This is a genomic window from Luteimonas sp. Soil_N_1 (assembly GCF_057656255.1).
The window spans coordinates 1019509-1035978 of sequence record NZ_JBDGKS010000001.1; the positions used below are offsets into that span (position 1 = coordinate 1019509).

The window sequence follows — 16470 nt, forward strand, 5'->3', positions numbered from 1 at the left end:
TTGAGGGCGGGTTCGAGCGTGACGCAGCATTCCAGCGACAAGGCGGTGAACGGCGCGTTGAAGCACGCGCAGGCCGCGATCGAAAGCGCATCGACGCGCGACCGCGGCCGCCTGCTCGGACTGCTCGGTCGCTGGCGGCGCTCACCCGGCGATGCGTCGGCGCGCGAGACGTTCGAAACGCGCCTGCAGGCCTCCATCCGGCAGCGCGAGACGCGCGCCGCGCAACTGCCGCGTGCCGAAGTCGATCCGGTGCTGCCGATCGCCGGCAAGGCCGAGGAAATCGTCGCGCTGATCCGTGCGCACCAGGTCGTGGTCGTCGCCGGCGAGACCGGTTCGGGCAAGACGACGCAGCTGCCCAAGCTGTGCCTGACCGCCGGCCGCGGCGCCGCCGGACTGATCGGGTGCACCCAGCCGCGCCGCATTGCCGCGCGCACAGTGGCCAAGCGCGTGGCCGAAGAGCTGCAGGTGCCGAGCGGCGGCCTGGTCGGTTACCAGGTCCGCTTCAACGACAACGTCAGCGATGCGACCGCGATCAAGTTCATGACCGACGGCATCCTGCTGGCGGAAATCGCGTCCGACCGCTGGCTGTCGGCCTACGACACGATCATCATCGACGAGGCGCACGAGCGCAGCCTCAACATCGATTTCCTGCTGGGCTATCTGAAGCAGCTCCTTGGCCGGCGCCCGGATCTCAAGCTGATCGTGACCTCGGCGACGATCGACACCGCGCGCTTCGCCGAACATTTCGACGGCGCGCCGGTGGTGGATGTCGAAGGCCGCGGCTTCCCGGTCGGGGTGCGTTACCGCCCGCTGGACGGCGAAGGAGACGACGCCGGCGAGCGCAGCGTGCTCGACGGCATCGTGGCGGTCTGCGACGAGATCATGCAGATGCGCGGCACCGGCGACACGCTGATCTTCCTGCCCGGCGAGCGCGAAATCCGCGATGCGCACCAGGCGCTCGAGCGCCGCAAGTACCGGCACACCGAAGTGCTGCCGCTGTATGCGCGGCTGTCGGCGAAAGACCAGGACCGCGTGTTCAATCCCGGGCCGCAGCGGCGCATAGTACTGGCGACGAACGTCGCCGAGACCTCGCTGACGGTGCCGCGCATCCACTACGTGGTCGATCCGGGGCTGGCACGCGTCAAGCGCTACAGCCCGCGGCAGAAGCTGGATCGTCTGCACATCGAGCCGGTCAGCCAGGCCAGCGCCGACCAGCGCAAGGGGCGTTGCGGCCGTATCGCGCCGGGTACGTGTTTCCGCGTGTTCTCGGAAGCGGATTTCGCCTCGCGTTCGGCCTATACCGATCCCGAGATCCGCCGCGCATCGCTGTCGGGCGTAATCCTGCGGATGCTGTCTCTGGGGCTCGGCGATATCGAATCCTTCCCGTTCGTCGAGCCGCCGGATCCGCGCGCGGTCGCCGACGGCTGGCAGCAGCTCGCCGAGCTCGGCGCGATCGACGGCGGACGCCGGCTCACCGCGACCGGCCGCACGATGGCGAAGCTGCCGGTCGACGCCAAGCTCGCGCGCATGCTCGTCGCCGCGCGTGCGCATGGCTGTCTCGATGCGATGCTCGCGATCACCTCGTTCCTCGGCATCCAGGATCCGCGCGAGCGGCCGGCCGACCAGCGCGGCGCGGCCGATGCGGCGCACGCGCAATTCGCCGATCCGAAGTCCGAGTTCGTCGGCATCGTGAAACTGTGGGACGGCTACCGGCAGGCGCACGCCGACCTCACCCAGTCGCAGCTGCGCAAATGGTGCGACCGTAATTTCCTCGGCTTCCTGCGCATGCGCGAGTGGCGCGAACTGCATCGCCAGCTGCGGCTGCAGTGCGAGGATCTGGGCTGGTCGATCGAAGCACGCGACGCCGCCGTCGTGGACACGGATCCGCGCATGGCTGCACGTGCGGACGCCGCCGCCTTCATCGCGCTGCATCGCGCGTTGATCGCCGGTCTGCCGACCCAGGTCGGCCATCGCGCCGATCCTGGTGGCGGGGGCCGCGTGTCCGGCCAGTACGAAGGTCCGCGCGGACGGCGCTTCCAGCTGTTTCCCGGCTCGCCGCTGTCGAAGAAGCCGCCGCCGTGGGTCCTGTCGGCGACCTTGCTGGACACCGAGAAGGTGTGGTCGCTGACCAATGCCGCGATCGAGCCGGACTGGGTCATCAGTGAACTCGATCACCTGCTCGCGCGGCGCCATCACGATCCGCGCTGGTCGCGCTCGCAGGGGCGCGTGGTCGGCAGCGAACAGATCAGCCTGTTCGGTCTGGTGCTTGCACCGAAGAAGCCGGTCGATTACGGGCGGCTGTATCCGGACGAATCGCGCGCGCTGTTCCTGCGCGACGGACTGGTGACCGGCGAGATCAACACACGCGCGACGTTCGTCGAGCGCAACCTGCGTACGCTCGAACGCGCACGCGAAGAAGAAGCCAAGCAACGCCGCTCGGGACTCGTCGTCGACGAAGACTGGATGGCGCAGTGGTACGCGCAGCGCCTGCCCGCCGACGTGCTGTCGGCGCAGGCGCTGGATGCGTGGTGGCGCAAAGCGCCCGAGGCAGCGAAGCAGGCATTGGCCTGGAGCCGCGACGATCTGCTGGTCGCCGATGCCGTGGACGCCGATCTGTTCCCGGCCTTCATTGCGCTCGGCGACGCGCGGCTCGCCGTGTCGTACCGCTTCGAGCCGGGCGCGGTCGACGACGGCATGACCGTCTCGGTGCCGCTGCATCTGCTCAATGCGATCGATCCGGTGCGGTTGTCATGGCTGGCACCCGGCTTCGTCGAGGACAAGGCGGCGGCCTTGATCCGCAGCTTGCCGAAGGCACTGCGCCGCAATTTCGTGCCGGCGCCGGATTTCGCGCGTGCATTCGCGCAGGCCTGGCGCGACGGCGATGCCGACGCGTTCACCGGCACCCTGGCGCGGTACCTCAAGAAGCTCGCCGGTGTGGACATCACCGCGTCGGATTTCGACGAGACGGCGCTGGAGCCGCACCTGCGCGCGAACCTGCGTCTGGTCGACACCGGCCGCGATCGAAAGGGCGCTACGGTGCTCGCCGAATCGCGCGATCTCGATGACCTGCGCCACCGCTTCGGCGAGCGCGCGGCGCGCGCCTTCGCCGCGCACGCGGCGGACGGCCTGCAACAGGGCGGGCTGACGACGTTTCCGGAGACGCCGGTCCCGGTGTCGATTCCCGGTGCCGGCGGCTTGCCGGCGTATCCCGCATTGCAGGACGACGGCGACAGCGCGTCACTCGCGGTCCACGCCGACGCGACGAATGCGCGGCGCCTGCATCCGCAGGGCGTGCGGCGCCTGCTGACGATCGCGCTGGCGGATCGCGTGCGCCACGCGCGCAAGCAGTTGCCGGTCGCGCCGAAGACCGCGTTGCTCTATGCCGCGATCGAATCCGCCGCGCCGCGCGACGGCAAGCCGGGCGACCGCTTGCGCGAGGATCTCGTCGATGGTGCGCTTGCCGCGCTGCTCGCCGACGGACTCGAGACGATCCGCGACGCCGACGCCTTCGCCGCGCATCGTGACGCGGTCGGCAAGGCGCTGTTCGGCGAAGCGATGGCGCGCCTGCGGCAGGCGGAGGCGATCCTCGATCGCGTCGCTGAAGTGCGCGCGAAGCTCGAATCGAAGCTGATGGGCTGGGCGCGCGCGAACCTCGACGACATGCAGGACCAGCTCCATGCACTCGTGCCGCCCGGCTTCCTGCGCAATACACCGGCCACGGCACTGGCGGAGTACGCGCGCTGGCTGCACGCCCTGTCGCTGCGGGCCGAACGCGCGCAGCGCGATCCGCAACGCGACCAGCAGCGCATGCTCGATGTCAGTCCGTTCGTCGAGGCGCTCGCCGATGCCGCAGCGCGCGGACACGTCGCCGATCCGGCCTGGCAGGCCCTGCGTTGGGATATCGAGGAGTTGCGGGTGTCGCTGTTCGCCCAAGAACTGGGTGCGAAAGGCGGCGTATCACCGAAGAAACTGGCAGCGCGGGTCGCGGCGCTGCGCTGACCCGTGCGAGGTTCCCACCGGTGCGGCGTTGCGCACCGGTGGGGTGACGCGCGTCAGCGGACGCGCTCGACCTTCGCCTGGGTGTTGTAGCCGTCGATCTTCAGCCACCACACGCCCATGAAGCCGGGGCGGATCCTGACACCGACGTCATTGCCGCGCGCGCCGTCCAGGCGCGTGGCGTCGATCTGTCGCCAGACCTGGCCGTTGGCGAGCGTGTACTGGCGGCCGCTGGCGAATCCTTCGAAGGGACCGGTGATGGTGCTCTCGATCGGCTCGCGGGACTGGGCGGCGGCGGGCATGCTGGCGGCATCGGTCGCGGCTTCGCGCCGGCCTTCCTCGCGTGCCTGCGCAATGCGTGCTTCGACGTCTGCTGGCGGCGCGACGCCCGCCGTCGTGCCGGCAGTGCCGTCTGCCAAGAATGCGTTGAGGCGCGCAAGCTCCGATGCATCGAGCTTGTCCAGGCCTGCAGCCCGGAACTGGGCGGCGCTCATCCGGTCCTCGATCCGGGTGTCCTGCGCATGAAGCGGCGCAGTTGCGAGAAGTGCCGCGATCAAAACGCTGTGGACTGCACGCATGCTCTGTTCCTCCGGTCTGGGCGCGGCTAGTGTAGACCGTCCTGCCCGCATCGAGCGGCCGATGCCCGTGCGACCGGACAACCTGCGCGACCGACTGCTGACCCTGCCGACACTGCGGGTGTCCGGCGATGCGGTGCGCAACCTGCTGGCATCGCTGCCGGACGACACGGAGATGGCCGAAGGCGCCACCACCGTGCTGCTCGACACCGTGGGCGCGCTGGGCCTGCTCGGCGCCGACGTGGACGTGATCGCCACCGCGCTTGCCGACGCGGTGCCTGCGTGGCGGCCGGCGCTGGAGTCGCGTGTGCCGGCGATCACGCCGTTGCTCGAAGGGCTCGCCGCCGCGCACCAGGTGTGGTCGTTGCATGCCGAGCACGCCAGCGAGGGCAATCCGGAAGGCCTGCGCCGCCTGTTGCTGGCCCTGATCCGCGATCTGCGGCTGGTGCTGGTGCTGCTGGCGCGGCAACTGGCGCTGATGCGCGCGGCCGTGCGTAGCGAGGATGACGTCGCGCGTCGCGCACTGGCGTCGCTGACCCGCGACATCCACGCGCCGCTCGCCAACCGGCTGGGCATCTGGCAACTCAAGTGGGAACTCGAGGACCTGGCGTTCCGCTATCTCGAGCCGGAGACCTACCGGCGGATCGCCGGGCTGCTCGATGACAAGCGCTCGGGTCGCGAGGGCTACATCGAGCAGGTCCGCGTGCAACTGGGCGAAGCGCTGGCGTCGCAGGGCGTGCGCGGCGAGGTGGCCGGGCGTCCCAAGCACATCTACAGCATCTGGAAGAAGATGCAGCGCAAGCAGGTGCCGATCGGCGAACTCTACGATCTGCGCGCCGTGCGTGTGCTGGTCGACGACATTCCCGGCTGCTACGCCGCGCTCGGTGTGGTGCACGCGCTGTGGACGCCGATTCCCAGCGAGTTTGACGACTACATCGCCCGCCCCAAGCACAACGACTACCGGTCGCTGCATACCGCGGTCGTCGGGCCGGACGGCAAGACGCTGGAAGTCCAGATCCGCACGCGCGAGATGCACGAGGCCTCCGAGCTCGGCGTCGCCGCGCACTGGCGCTACAAGGAAACGGGCGGATCGCAGCGCTCCTCGGCTGGCAATGCCGCGCTCGAACGCCGTATCGAGTGGATGCGGCGTCTGCTCGACGCACACACCGAGCCCGCACGCGATGGCGATCCGTCACTCGCCGGCGCGCTGGGCACCGAACTGGTCGAGGACCGGGTCTTCGTGCTGACGCCCAAGGGCGAGATCGTCGACCTGCCGCAGGGCGCCACGCCACTGGACTTCGCCTACCACGTGCACACGATGGTCGGGCACCGCTGCCGCGGCGCCAAGGTGGACGGCCGCATCGTGCCGCTGGACTCCACCCTGCACAGCGGCCAGCGCGTCGAGATCCTGACCGCGAAGACACCCGCACCCCGACGCGACTGGCTGGTCGCGGCCAACGGCTTCCTCGCCAGTGCACGTTCGCGCGAGAAGGTGCGCAACTGGTTCCACAAGCTCGACCGCGCACGCAACCTGCAGGCCGGACGCGAGCTGCTGGAGAAGGACCTCCGTCGTCTGGGCCTGCTGCAGGCGGATCTGGTGCCGGTGCTGCAGCGCTTCAACGTCGCGACGGTCGACGATCTGTACGTGGTGGTCGCGCTGGGTGATGTCGGCCCCAACCAGGTGGGACGTGCACTGCTGGAACTCGAACGCGAGCGCGACGCACCGGCCGAGCCGGCTGCGCCGACGCTGCCGCTGCGTCAGCCGCGACGCGTGCCCAAGGCCACCGATTCCCAGTTCCATGTCGTCGGCGTCGACAACCTGCTGGTGCAGGTGGCGCGCTGCTGCCGCCCGGTGCCGGGTGAGCCGATCGCCGGCTATCTGACGCGCGCACGCGGGGTGACCGTGCACCGCCGCGATTGCCCGTCCTTCCTGCGCCTGTCGGCGAACGAGCCGCAGCGCGTGCTGCCGGTAGAGTGGGGGCGTGCGGGCGTCGGGCACGAATCCGATGTCCTTGTCGAGGCGGTCGATCGGCGTCACCTGCTCAAGGACCTGAGCAATGTGATCGCGCAGGAGGATGTGCACGTGCTGTCCATCCAGAGCGAAACACTGGACCTGTCCCGCGTGCGTCTGCGGCTGCGCGTGCGGGTGGCCGACTACGGCCAGCTCGCCCGGCTGCTGGGCAAACTCGACGACATGCCGGGCGTGGATGCCGCGCGCCGGTGACGCGATTGTTCAGCGGGGGCTTCCATACTGCGCCGCGTGCGCCACGAACCCGACATGCCTGATCCCGTGATGCCGTCCGAGCGCCAGCCGCTGGCCCGGCGTGCGTCGCCGTCCGCACGGACGGCCGCACTCCAGGTCGCGCACCGGCGGCGGACATGGTGGATCGCCGCCGCGGTGCTTGCGGTGACGGTGCTGCTGGTCGCTGGGGTGCGTGTGCTCGTGGTCGACCGGCTCTGGCCGGAGAACCGCGTCCAGGCGCTGCTCGACGATGCGTCCGCCGCCGCGACGGCCGGGCATCTGAGCGCACCCGACGGGACCGGCGCGCGTCAGCTCTACGAAGCGGCACTCGCGCTCGATCCCGACGACGCACGTCCGCGGGCGGGTCTGGCCGGTGTTGCCCGCGCAGCTGTCGCCGAAGCGGCGGCGGCCGTCGACGCCGGACGGTTCGAAGACGCACACGCAGCGCTGCGGCTCGCTGCCGAACTGTCCGCGCCGCGCGAGCACGTCGATGCGGTGACATCCGCACTGCGGCGGCGCGAAGCGGCGGGTGCCGGACTGGACGGACTGGTGATTGCGGCACAGGCGGCGCAGGCTGCCGGCAGGCTCGACGGCGACGATGCCAGCGCGCTGCCGCTGTACCAGCGGGTGCTGGCGTTGGCGCCCGACGACGCGGATGCGCTGCGGGGCCGCGAGGATGTGCTGGCGCTGCTGCAGGAGGATGCGCGGGCGGCGCTGCGGACCGGTGGGCTGCGCGAGGCGTCCGATCTGATCGCACGCGTCCGCAGCGCCGATCCCGGTCACGTCGATCTGCCCGATACCCAGGCACGCCTGACCGAAGAGCTCGATGCGCTGCGCCGGCGCGCCGCGCAGAGCCTCGAGGCAGGCAGCATCGAGCGGGCGGTCGCCGAATGGCGCACGCTGCTGGCGTTCGATGCTGCGGATACGCGTGCGCAGCGCGGATTGCTCGATGCCGGCGCCGCTTACGCGCGCCGTGCCGAACGGATGGCGCAGGACTTCAACTTCGCCGACGCCGATGCCCAGTTGCGCGAGGCGCGTGCCCTGGCCGGCGAGACCGATGCAGTGCGGATCGCCGGCGAACACGTCGAGCGCTCGCGTGCACGGCATGCGCGTCTCGCGCCGACGCTGCCGCCGGCCGAGCGTCGCCAGCGCGTCGACGCGCTGCTGCGGGAAGCGGCGGCGGCAGAAGCGCGCGGCGATCTGCTCACCCCGCCCGGTGACAGCGCCTACGACAAGCTGCGCGCGGCACGTCTGGTGGCGCCGGACGATCCCGCGATCACACGCGCGTCCGCACGGTTGCTGCCGTCGGCGCGGCAGTGCTTCGATGCCGGCCTGCGCGCCAACAGCCTGGCGCGTGCGCGCGGATGCCTGGATGCGCGCGAGGTGCTGGGCGACGACGCCGGTGCGGTCCGCGACGCGCGCCGGCGTCTCGCGCAGCGCTGGCTGGCGATCGGCGACGAGCGTCTGGGCGCAGGCAATCTCGCCGGCGCCGAAGCGGCGCTCGCATCGGCGCGCGATGTCGATGCCGGCGTGCCGGGCCAAGCCGAGTTCGCGCAACGCCTGCGCGCGGCGTCACCGGGCCGGAACTGATCGCGCGTCAGGCGTCGAGGAACACGCGCCGCACCGTGTCGCGCGCGGCATCGAGCGAGAAGTGCGCCTGCACGTTCGCCAGCCCGTTCGTCGACAGGCGCGCCCATCGCGTTTCGTCCTGGTAGAGCGCGACGACCGCATCGGCGAACGCGCCGGCGTCGTCGGCCAGCAGGACGTCTTCGCCATCGACCAGATGCATCCCCTCGGCCGCGCAGGGCGTGGCGACGACCGGCTGGCCATGCGCCATGCTCAGGTTGACCTTGCCCTTGACGCCGGCACCGAAGCGCAGCGGTGCGACCGCGATGCGGCAACCATCCATGTAGGGCGCGATGTCGGGCACGTGGCCGTGGATCTCGACACCGGGCGTGCCCGCGAATGCGGCGATCGTGTCGGGCACATAGCCACCGATGCAGTGGAAGCGCACCGTCGGCAGCGCGGCACGGATTCGTGGAAACACGTCGCCCAGGAACCAGCGCATCGCGTCGACATTGGGCGGATGGCGGAAGCCGCCGACGAACACCAGGTCGTGGCGGTCGGCGAACGCGGCGCCGCTGCCGGCGATCTCGTGCAGGTTCGACAGCACCGTGACCCGCGCGTCGGGCGCATCGCGCGAAAGCACTTCCGCTTCGGCGGCACTGACGACGAGGGTGTCGTCGCTGCGCGCGATGACATCGAGCTCGAGTGCGCGCGTGCGTGCAGCCGCCCGCACCAGTGCGGCATCGTCCGCGACCTCCGCGCCGCGCTGCTCGCGCACGTAGTGCAGATCGATGCTGTCGAAGACCACGCGCGCCTGCGGCGCATGCGTGCGCACCAGCGGCAGGAACTCGCGCGCGATGTAGTGGCGGCACAGCAGGACGCGCTGGAAGCGGGGGCCGTGGGTGCGCATCCAGCGGGCCACGCTGCCGACATGCGGGTCGTGCCAGACCTCGACACCGATCGCCTGCAGCGCGCGTGAGGCATCGCCGGCATGGCGGCGGTCGGCCGGCAGGAACACCACGTGCACACCGGCCTCGCGCAGCAGGCGCATCAGGTTGACCAGTCGCAACGAGGCCGAATCGCGGTCGGGACTCGGCGTCAGGTTGTCGACGATCAGCACCTGCGGTGTGCCGGGCCTGGGCAGCTGTCCGGCCGCGACCGGATCGACCGGTCGTGATGCCAGCGCGTCACGCCAGCGCGCTTCGAAGACCGGCAGGTTGCGCGCCTGCGCGGCCTTCATTCCGCTGCCGGGATCGGTGCCGGCGGTCGCGCCTTCCAGATGCACCACGCGCGCGGTCGCCTGTACCAGCACGCGCAGCCCGGCATCGCGCACCTTGAACGCGAGGTCGGTGTCCTCGTAGTAGGCCGGCGCATAACGGACGTCGAAGCCGCCGAGCCGATCGAACAGCGCGCGTTCCAGCATCAGGGCCGCGCCGGACACGTAGTCCACGTCGGCGCACCATGCGAAGGCCGGATGCGCAGGATCGGCGAAGCGGCCACGGCTTTCGCCGCGCCCGTCGCGTGCCAGCATCGCGCCTGATTCCTGCAGACGCCCGTCGGGATACACCAGCTGCGCACCGACGATGCCGGCGCCGGGCTGCGCGTCGAAGGTCGCGTGCATCGCATCCAGCCAGCCGGGCTGCGGCACCGTGTCGTTGTTGAGGAACAGCAGGAAACGGCCACGCGCGATCGCCGCGCCTGCGTTGCAGGCGCCGATGAAGCCGAGATTCTCCGGCAGCACGTGCAGCCGCAGGCCATCGACCTGCGCCAGCAGCGCCCGCGTGTCGTCGGGACTCGCGTCGTCGACGACGATCACTTCGAACGCCACGCGCGGGGGATGCGCGGCGATCGCGCGCAGGCAGGCGAGCGTTTCGCCGACATGGCCGTGCACCGGCACGACGATGCTGACCACCGGCGCGTCGGAGGCAGGCAGCGCGAACGGCGCGAACGGCGACAGGTCCGCCGTCAGCAGCGACTGCGCGGCAGTGGGCGCGAACAGCCCCAGCTGCGCGCTGACCCGCTGCCAGGTGGCGAGGGGGCCGCGCGTGCGCAGGCTGGCCAGGCCGCGGCGGCACAGGCCCAGCGCACGCGCCATCCAGAAGCGGGCGCCGGCCAGGGAAAACGACATGCGTGCGTAACTCCAGCTGACTGTTCGGGGTGCGGCCCGGCTCCGCGCCGGAGCGCTGGGATAGACTGCCCGGCGCTATTGTGGCATCCACATCGGCCCGCGCCCTGCGGGTGCAGGAACTCCATGGCCCGGATCGACTACGAAGACGACGACAGCGAGATTCTCGACGACGACGCACCCCCTGCGTGGCGCCGTCGCCTCGTCACCGCGCTGCTCGCGCTGATCGGCCTGGGTCTGGGCTTCCTGATTCCGTACACGCTCTATCTCAATCACCAGGTGAGCGAGAAGTTCGGTGCACTGACCTGGCAGGTGCCGACGCGGGTGTACGCGCGTCCGCTGCAGATCACACCCGGCGTGGCGATGAACGCCGCGACGCTCAAGACCGAACTCGATGCGGCCGGCTATCGCGAAGGCGACGGCGTCCGGCTTGGCACCTATGCGACCGAGGGTGCGCGCTGGACGATCTCCAGTCGCGGCTACCGCGATGTCGACGGCGCCGTGGCGCCGGGTCGCGTGCAGCTCACGCTGTCGGGTGGTCGTGTGTCGCGGCTGCGCGACGGCGATGGCGAACGTGCGCTCAAGGTCGCGCGCATGGATCCGGCGCGCATCGCGACGTTGTATGGCCAGCGTCAGGAGGAGCGTCGACTCGTGCGCCTCGACGAAGTGCCGCAGCTGCTCACCGATACGCTGCAGTCGGTCGAGGACAAGGACTTCGCGCATCACCACGGCATCGACCTCAGCGGCATGGCGCGCGCGGCGATGGTGAACCTGCGCGCAGGCGAAACCCGCCAGGGGGCCAGCACGCTGACCCAGCAGCTCGCCCGCAGTGGCCTGCTCGGCATCGGTCGCGAACAGACCTATACGCGCAAGTTCAACGAAATCCTGTACGCGATGCTGATCGAAGCGCGCTACGGCAAGGGCCCGATCCTGGAGGCCTATCTCAACCAGGTCTATCTGGGCCAGCGCGGTGCGCAGGCCATCCATGGTGTCGCCGCAGGCGCGGAATTCTGGTTCGGACGCCGGCTCGACGATCTGGAGACGGAGCAGGTCGCGCTGCTCGTCGGCATCATCCGTGGTCCCTCGCATTACGACCCGCGGCGGAATCCGGAACGTGCGCTGGCACGACGGGATTTCGTACTCGGCCGGATGCTCGAGTCCGGTCTGATCGACCAGGCCACGCACGACAGCGCCGCGAAGCGTCCGCTGGGCGTGACCGACACGCCGGGCAGCATCGCGGCGAACCGGTTTCCGGCCTATATCGACCTCGTCCGGCGCCAGCTGGCGCGTGACTATCCGGCCGGCGAACTGCAGGGCGCGGGACTGGCGGTGATGAGCGCGATGGCGCCGTCCGCGCAGGCCTATGCCGAGGGCGCCAGCGTGCGCACGCTCGAAGACCTGAGCACCGGCAAGCGCCCGCCGCTGCAGACGGGCCTGGTGGTCACGGATGTGCACTCGGGCGAAGTGGTCGCGGCCCTCGGCAGCCGGAACCCGCTCGAACACGGCTTCAACCGGGCGGTGGAGGCGCAGCGTCCGGTGGGCTCGCTGCTCAAGCCGTTCGTCTATCTGCTGGCGCTCGGCAATCCGGCGCAGTACTCGCTGGCCAGCTGGGTCGACGACTCGCCGGTGACGATCACGCTGGAGAACGGACGGCGCTGGACGCCGGGCAATTCGGACGGTCGCAGCCACGGCACTGTGCGGATGATCGACGCACTCGCGCGGTCCTACAACCAGGTCACGGTGCGCATCGGCATGGATGTCGGTCCGCGTGCACTGGCGGACCTGGTGCACGTGCTGGCCGGCGTGCGCGCGGAGGCCAATCCCGCCTTGATCCTCGGCTCGATGGACCAGAGCCCGTACGCAATGGCGCAGCTCTACCAGTTCCTCGCATCCGGTGGCGAGATCCAGCCGCTGCGCACCGTGCGCGGCGTCATCGACGAGCAGGGTCGCGTCGTGAAGCGTTACGACAATGCGCCGCGCCCGGCGCAGGACGGTGATGCGATCGCCGCGCGCATGGTCACGCTGGCCCTGCAGCACGCGGTCACCTCGGGCACCGGTCGCCAGCTCGTCAACGATGGCCTGGGTCGGCTCAATGCCGCTGGCAAGACCGGCACCAGCAACGACGGTCGCGACAGCTGGTTCGCCGGCTGGACCGGCGACCATCTGGCGGTGGTCTGGGTCGGCAACGACCAGAACGAACAGACCGGTCTCTACGGCGCCACCGGTGCGATGCGCATCTGGTCGGGGTTGTTCCGGCGCCTGCCGAGCGCACCGCTCGAGGTCGGCGATGCCGGGCTGGAATGGCAGTGGGTCGCGCAGTCCAACAGCACCGACGCCGATTGCCCGGACGCGCGCCGTTTCGCCTTCGTCGCCGGCTATGCGCCGCCGTACCAGCCGTGTCCGACCTACGATCCCAACCAGACCTTCGTCGACGAGAACGGCAATCTCGTCGATGCGACCGGCGCGCCGGTGCAGCAGGAGCGTCGCGGCTGGCGCGAATGGTTCGGCATCGGTCGCAACGAAGAATCCGCACCGCCGCCGGAACCCGCGCCGGCCGAACCGGCGCCCGCGCCGATCAACGAGGAGTCGCCCTGATGCGTTTGATCCGCATGCGTACCCGGCTGACGGCAGTCGCTGCCGTTTTCGTACTTGCCGCCTGCGCCAGCCCGTCGCCGACCACGGCCGATGCCGCCCCGGTCTCGACCATCCCGCCCGCGGCCATGGTCCAGGCGATCCGCGCATCCGCCGGCGATGGCGATGGCGAACTCGCCGTGCAGCCGCTGCGCGATCCGATGGTCGAGGACCTGCGCGCACGCGCGGTCACGCTGGAAGCGCAGGGCGATCTGGCGGGCGCCGTCGCCGCACTCGACGAGGCGATGACGATCGTCGACAGCGATCCCGCACTGCTGCAGGAGCGCGCGGAACTGGCGATCCTGCAGAACGATCTGCCCATGGCCACGCAGCTCGCCGAACGCGCCTACGCGCTGGGTGCGCAGGTCGGTCCGCTGTGCCGTCGCCACTGGATCACGCTCGAACAGGTGCGCCTGTCGACCGGCGATGCCGAAGGCGCGACCCAGGCACGCGGCCAGGCTGACGGCTGTCGCGTCGCCGGGCCCAATCGCTACTGATCGCGCCACCGGCCGGGCCCGTGCTCGACGCGCGTGACGCCCGCCTCGCGGACCGCAGCCGCGAGGCCCTCGTCGAAGGCGGCCTGCTGGCGGAACGGATTCCCGCGTTCCGGCCGCGCGTCGCCCAGCAGTCGCTGGCGATGTCGGTGGCCGATGCGATCGACCAGCGGGCCACGCTGCTCGCCGAGGCCGGCACCGGCACCGGCAAGACCTTCGCGTATCTCGTGCCGGCGCTGCTGTCGGGTCTGAAGACGATCGTCTCGACCGGGACGCGCGCGCTGCAGGACCAGCTGTTCCACCGCGATCTGCCGCGCGTGCGTGATGCGCTCGGCAGTGGATTGCGCAGCGCATTGCTCAAAGGCCGCGCGAACTATCTGTGCCTGTATCGCCTGGAGCAGGCGCGTGGCGAACCGCGGCTGGCCTCGCGCGAACAGATCCATCAGTTCCAGCGCATCGTCGCCTGGGCCGGGCGCACGCGCATGGGCGACATGGCCGAACTCGACGGCCTGCCCGAAGACACGCCGCTGTTGCCACTGGTCACCTCGACCGTCGACAACTGCCTCGGCAACGACTGCCCGTTCTGGAGCGAGTGCTTCCTGGTGCAGGCGCGCCAGCGTGCGCAGGCCGCGGACGTGGTCGTGGTCAACCACCATCTGCTGCTGGCCGATCTGGCGCTGAAGCAGGAAGGCTTCGGCGAAATCCTGCCCGGCGCGCAGCTCTTCATCGTCGACGAGGCGCACCAGTTGCCGGAACTCGCCGCGCAGTTCTTCGGCGAGGGCATGAGCGCACGACCGCTGGTCGAACTCGCGCGCGACGCGATCGCCGAATGCAAGGACGTGCCCGGCGCGTTGCCGGTGCTGCAGTCGCCTGCGCATGCGCTGGAAGAGGCGACGCGCGCGCTGCGCACCGCGATGGACGGACTGCCGCCACGCGGCACCCGCTATCGCGCGCTGTACGAACCCGCGGTCGAGGACGCGCTGCACGCGCTCGACGACGCACTGCTGCATCTGCGCGATGCGCTCGGTCCATTGCGCGAAGCCTCGCCCGGCTTCGACAGCTGTCACGCCCGGGCGCTGGCTTTCGTCACGAAGCTGCGACGCTGGAACGATGGCAGCGCGGCGGCGGATTCGATGTTCGACGACGACGCGCCCGTCGAGAGCGCCGACGCGCCGCCGCTCGATGACGGCGTGCTGTGGTACGAGCTCACGCCGCGCGGCTTCCGTCTGCAGCGCACGCCGCTCGATGTCTCCGCGCCGCTGCGCGCGCATCGCGAAGCTTCGGGCGCGGCGTGGATCTTCACCTCGGCGACGCTGGCGGTCGACGGCCACTTCGATCACATCGCCGAGCGCCTCGGTATCGAAGCGCCGCAGACCCTGCTGACGCCGAGCCCGTTCGACTGGCCGCACCAGGCGCTGTGCTATCTACCGCCGAAGCTGCCGCAGCCGTCGGCGCAGGACTACACGCGTGCCGTCGTCGATGCGGTGCTGCCGGTGCTCGAAGCCTCCGCTGGCCGCGCATTCCTCCTGTTCGCCTCGCATCGCGCCCTGCGCGAAACCGCGGCGCTGCTGCGCGATGGCAGCCGCGACTGTCCCTGGCCGTTGTTCGTACAGGGCGAAGCGCCGCGTCACGTGCTGCTGCAGCGCTTCCGCGAGTCGGGCAACGGCGTGCTGCTGGGCGCTGCAAGTTTCCGCGAAGGCGTCGACGTTGCCGGCGATGCGCTGAGCGTGGTGGTCATCGACAAGCTGCCGTTCGCCGCGCCCGACGATCCGGTATTCGAGGCAAGGCTGGATGCGATCCGCCGCGCCGGCGGCAATCCGTTCCGTGACGAACAGTTGCCGCAGGCGGTCATCGCGCTCAAGCAGGGCGTGGGCCGTCTGATCCGCACCGAGTTCGATCGCGGCGTGCTGGTGCTGTGCGATCCGCGACTGCTCGGCCGCAGCTACGGCGGCGTGTTCCTCGATTCGCTGCCGCCGCTGCCGCGCACGCGTGAGATGTCGACCGTTGCCGCGTTCTTCGCATCGCCTGCGACAATGCCGGCCGACGCAACCGCGTCGTCCCCGCTTCCGGAAATGCCGCCGTCATGAAACTGCTCGCGTTCGAAACCGCCACCGAAGCCTGCTCCGTCGCCATCTGGGACGACGGCCGCGTGCTGGAGCGCTTCGAGATCGCGCCGCGACGGCACGCCGAACTCGCACTGCCGTGGGCCGAGGCGCTGCTGCAGGAAGCCGGCATCGCACGCAGCCAGTTGGATGCGGTGGCCGTCGGTCGCGGGCCGGGTGCCTTCACCGGAGTGCGCCTGGCGATCGCAGTGGTGCAGGGCATCGCACTGGCGCTCGACCGCCCGGTCGTCGCGTGCTCCACGCTCGAAGTCTTGGCGATGCGCGCGCAGGCTGCGCCGGGCACGCAGGTGCTGGCCGCGATCGACGCGCGCATGGGCGAGGTCTACAGCCAGGCCTTCGTGCACGGCACCGATGGCCTGCGCGCACTCGGCCCGGCGCGTGTGTGCGCGCCCGGCCTGGTCGAACTCCCCGACGAGGCATCGGCGTGGTCCGGCGTCGGCACAGGATTCTCCGCGGTCGAGGGCGCGCTGCAGTCGCGCCTCGGCACGCGCTTCGCGCAGGTCGATGCGGCCGCGCTGCCGCACGCGGCGGATCTGGCGCACCTCGCGGCGGCGGCATTCGCGCGGGGCGAGGCGATCGCGCCCGAGCGCGTCGAACCTGTCTACCTGCGTGACAACGTCGCGCTGACCCTCGTCGAGCAGGTCGCGCTGCGCGCGTCCCGCCGCGCCGCGGAACCCGGTACGCCGGGCGCGGTCTGACGCCTGACCGGATGGAGATG

9 protein-coding genes are annotated in these 16470 nt (G+C 70.6%); 7 read left to right on the forward strand and 2 right to left on the reverse strand.

All coding sequences use genetic code 11. The features are described from left to right. Positions 1 to 18: 18 nt before the first annotated feature. Positions 19 to 3999 (forward strand): ATP-dependent RNA helicase HrpA, encoded by a 3981-nt coding sequence (hrpA, locus tag AC3A4E_RS04670; RefSeq protein WP_487630386.1) that lies wholly within the window; start codon positions 19 to 21, stop codon positions 3997 to 3999. Positions 4000 to 4052: 53 nt separating this feature from the next. Here hrpA and AC3A4E_RS04675 read toward each other — a convergent pair whose 3' ends face one another. Beyond that, the gene (locus tag AC3A4E_RS04675) at positions 4053 to 4490 is read right to left on the reverse strand and encodes a hypothetical protein (protein WP_487630387.1); all 438 of its coding nucleotides are present in this window, start codon (positions 4488 to 4490) and stop codon (positions 4053 to 4055) included. Positions 4491 to 4635: 145 nt separating this feature from the next. On the opposite strand from AC3A4E_RS04675, the gene AC3A4E_RS04680 reads away from it, so the two are divergent. Both AC3A4E_RS04680 and AC3A4E_RS04685 read left to right on the forward strand, forming a co-directional pair. After that, on the forward strand, positions 4636 to 6795 hold the full coding sequence (locus AC3A4E_RS04680) for a RelA/SpoT family protein (protein WP_487630388.1): 2160 nt from the start codon (positions 4636 to 4638) through the stop codon (positions 6793 to 6795). Between the two features lie 54 nt (positions 6796 to 6849). Next, on the forward strand, positions 6850 to 8403 hold the full coding sequence (locus AC3A4E_RS04685; protein WP_487630389.1) for a hypothetical protein: 1554 nt from the start codon (positions 6850 to 6852) through the stop codon (positions 8401 to 8403). 7 nt (positions 8404 to 8410) lie between these two features. On the opposite strand, the gene AC3A4E_RS04690 is transcribed toward AC3A4E_RS04685, so the two are convergent. Then, positions 8411 to 10507, reverse strand: coding sequence for a glycosyltransferase (locus AC3A4E_RS04690; protein ID WP_487630390.1), 2097 nt, complete (start codon positions 10505 to 10507; stop codon positions 8411 to 8413). 123 nt (positions 10508 to 10630) lie between these two features. On the opposite strand from AC3A4E_RS04690, the gene mrcB reads away from it, so the two are divergent. The 4 genes from mrcB to tsaB are packed head-to-tail and all read left to right on the forward strand — an operon-like array spanning position 10631 to position 16450. Further along, a complete protein-coding gene (gene mrcB / locus AC3A4E_RS04695; protein ID WP_487630391.1) occupies positions 10631 to 13099 on the forward strand; it encodes a penicillin-binding protein 1B in 2469 nt (822 codons plus the stop codon). Continuing rightward, positions 13099 to 13632 carry a tetratricopeptide repeat protein gene (locus tag AC3A4E_RS04700; RefSeq protein WP_487630392.1) on the forward strand — a complete coding sequence of 178 codons (534 nt, stop codon included), beginning with the start codon at positions 13099 to 13101 and terminating at the stop codon, positions 13630 to 13632. The genes mrcB and AC3A4E_RS04700 overlap by 1 nt, the downstream gene beginning before the upstream one ends. Positions 13633 to 13652: 20 nt before the next feature. Continuing rightward, complete coding sequence (gene yoaA / locus AC3A4E_RS04705; RefSeq protein WP_487630393.1) at positions 13653 to 15716, forward strand: DNA repair helicase YoaA; 2064 nt, start codon at positions 13653 to 13655, stop codon at positions 15714 to 15716. After that, complete coding sequence (gene tsaB / locus AC3A4E_RS04710) at positions 15713 to 16450, forward strand: tRNA (adenosine(37)-N6)-threonylcarbamoyltransferase complex dimerization subunit type 1 TsaB (protein WP_487630394.1); 738 nt, start codon at positions 15713 to 15715, stop codon at positions 16448 to 16450. Before yoaA ends, tsaB begins: the two co-directional genes overlap by 4 nt. Positions 16451 to 16470: the final 20 nt, after the last annotated feature.

Coding starts and splice junctions, on each gene's coding strand:
- AC3A4E_RS04675 (WP_487630387.1), bottom strand. CDS start 4,490: ATGAGCGCCGCCCAGTTCCGGGCTGCAGGCCTGGACAAGCTCGATGCA.
- AC3A4E_RS04680 (WP_487630388.1), top strand. CDS start 4,636: ATGCCCGTGCGACCGGACAACCTGCGCGACCGACTGCTGACCCTGCCG.
- AC3A4E_RS04685 (WP_487630389.1), top strand. CDS start 6,850: ATGCCTGATCCCGTGATGCCGTCCGAGCGCCAGCCGCTGGCCCGGCGT.
- AC3A4E_RS04690 (WP_487630390.1), bottom strand. CDS start 10,507: ATGTCGTTTTCCCTGGCCGGCGCCCGCTTCTGGATGGCGCGTGCGCTG.
- mrcB (WP_487630391.1), top strand. CDS start 10,631: ATGGCCCGGATCGACTACGAAGACGACGACAGCGAGATTCTCGACGAC.
- AC3A4E_RS04700 (WP_487630392.1), top strand. CDS start 13,099: ATGCGTTTGATCCGCATGCGTACCCGGCTGACGGCAGTCGCTGCCGTT.
- tsaB (WP_487630394.1), top strand. CDS start 15,713: ATGAAACTGCTCGCGTTCGAAACCGCCACCGAAGCCTGCTCCGTCGCC.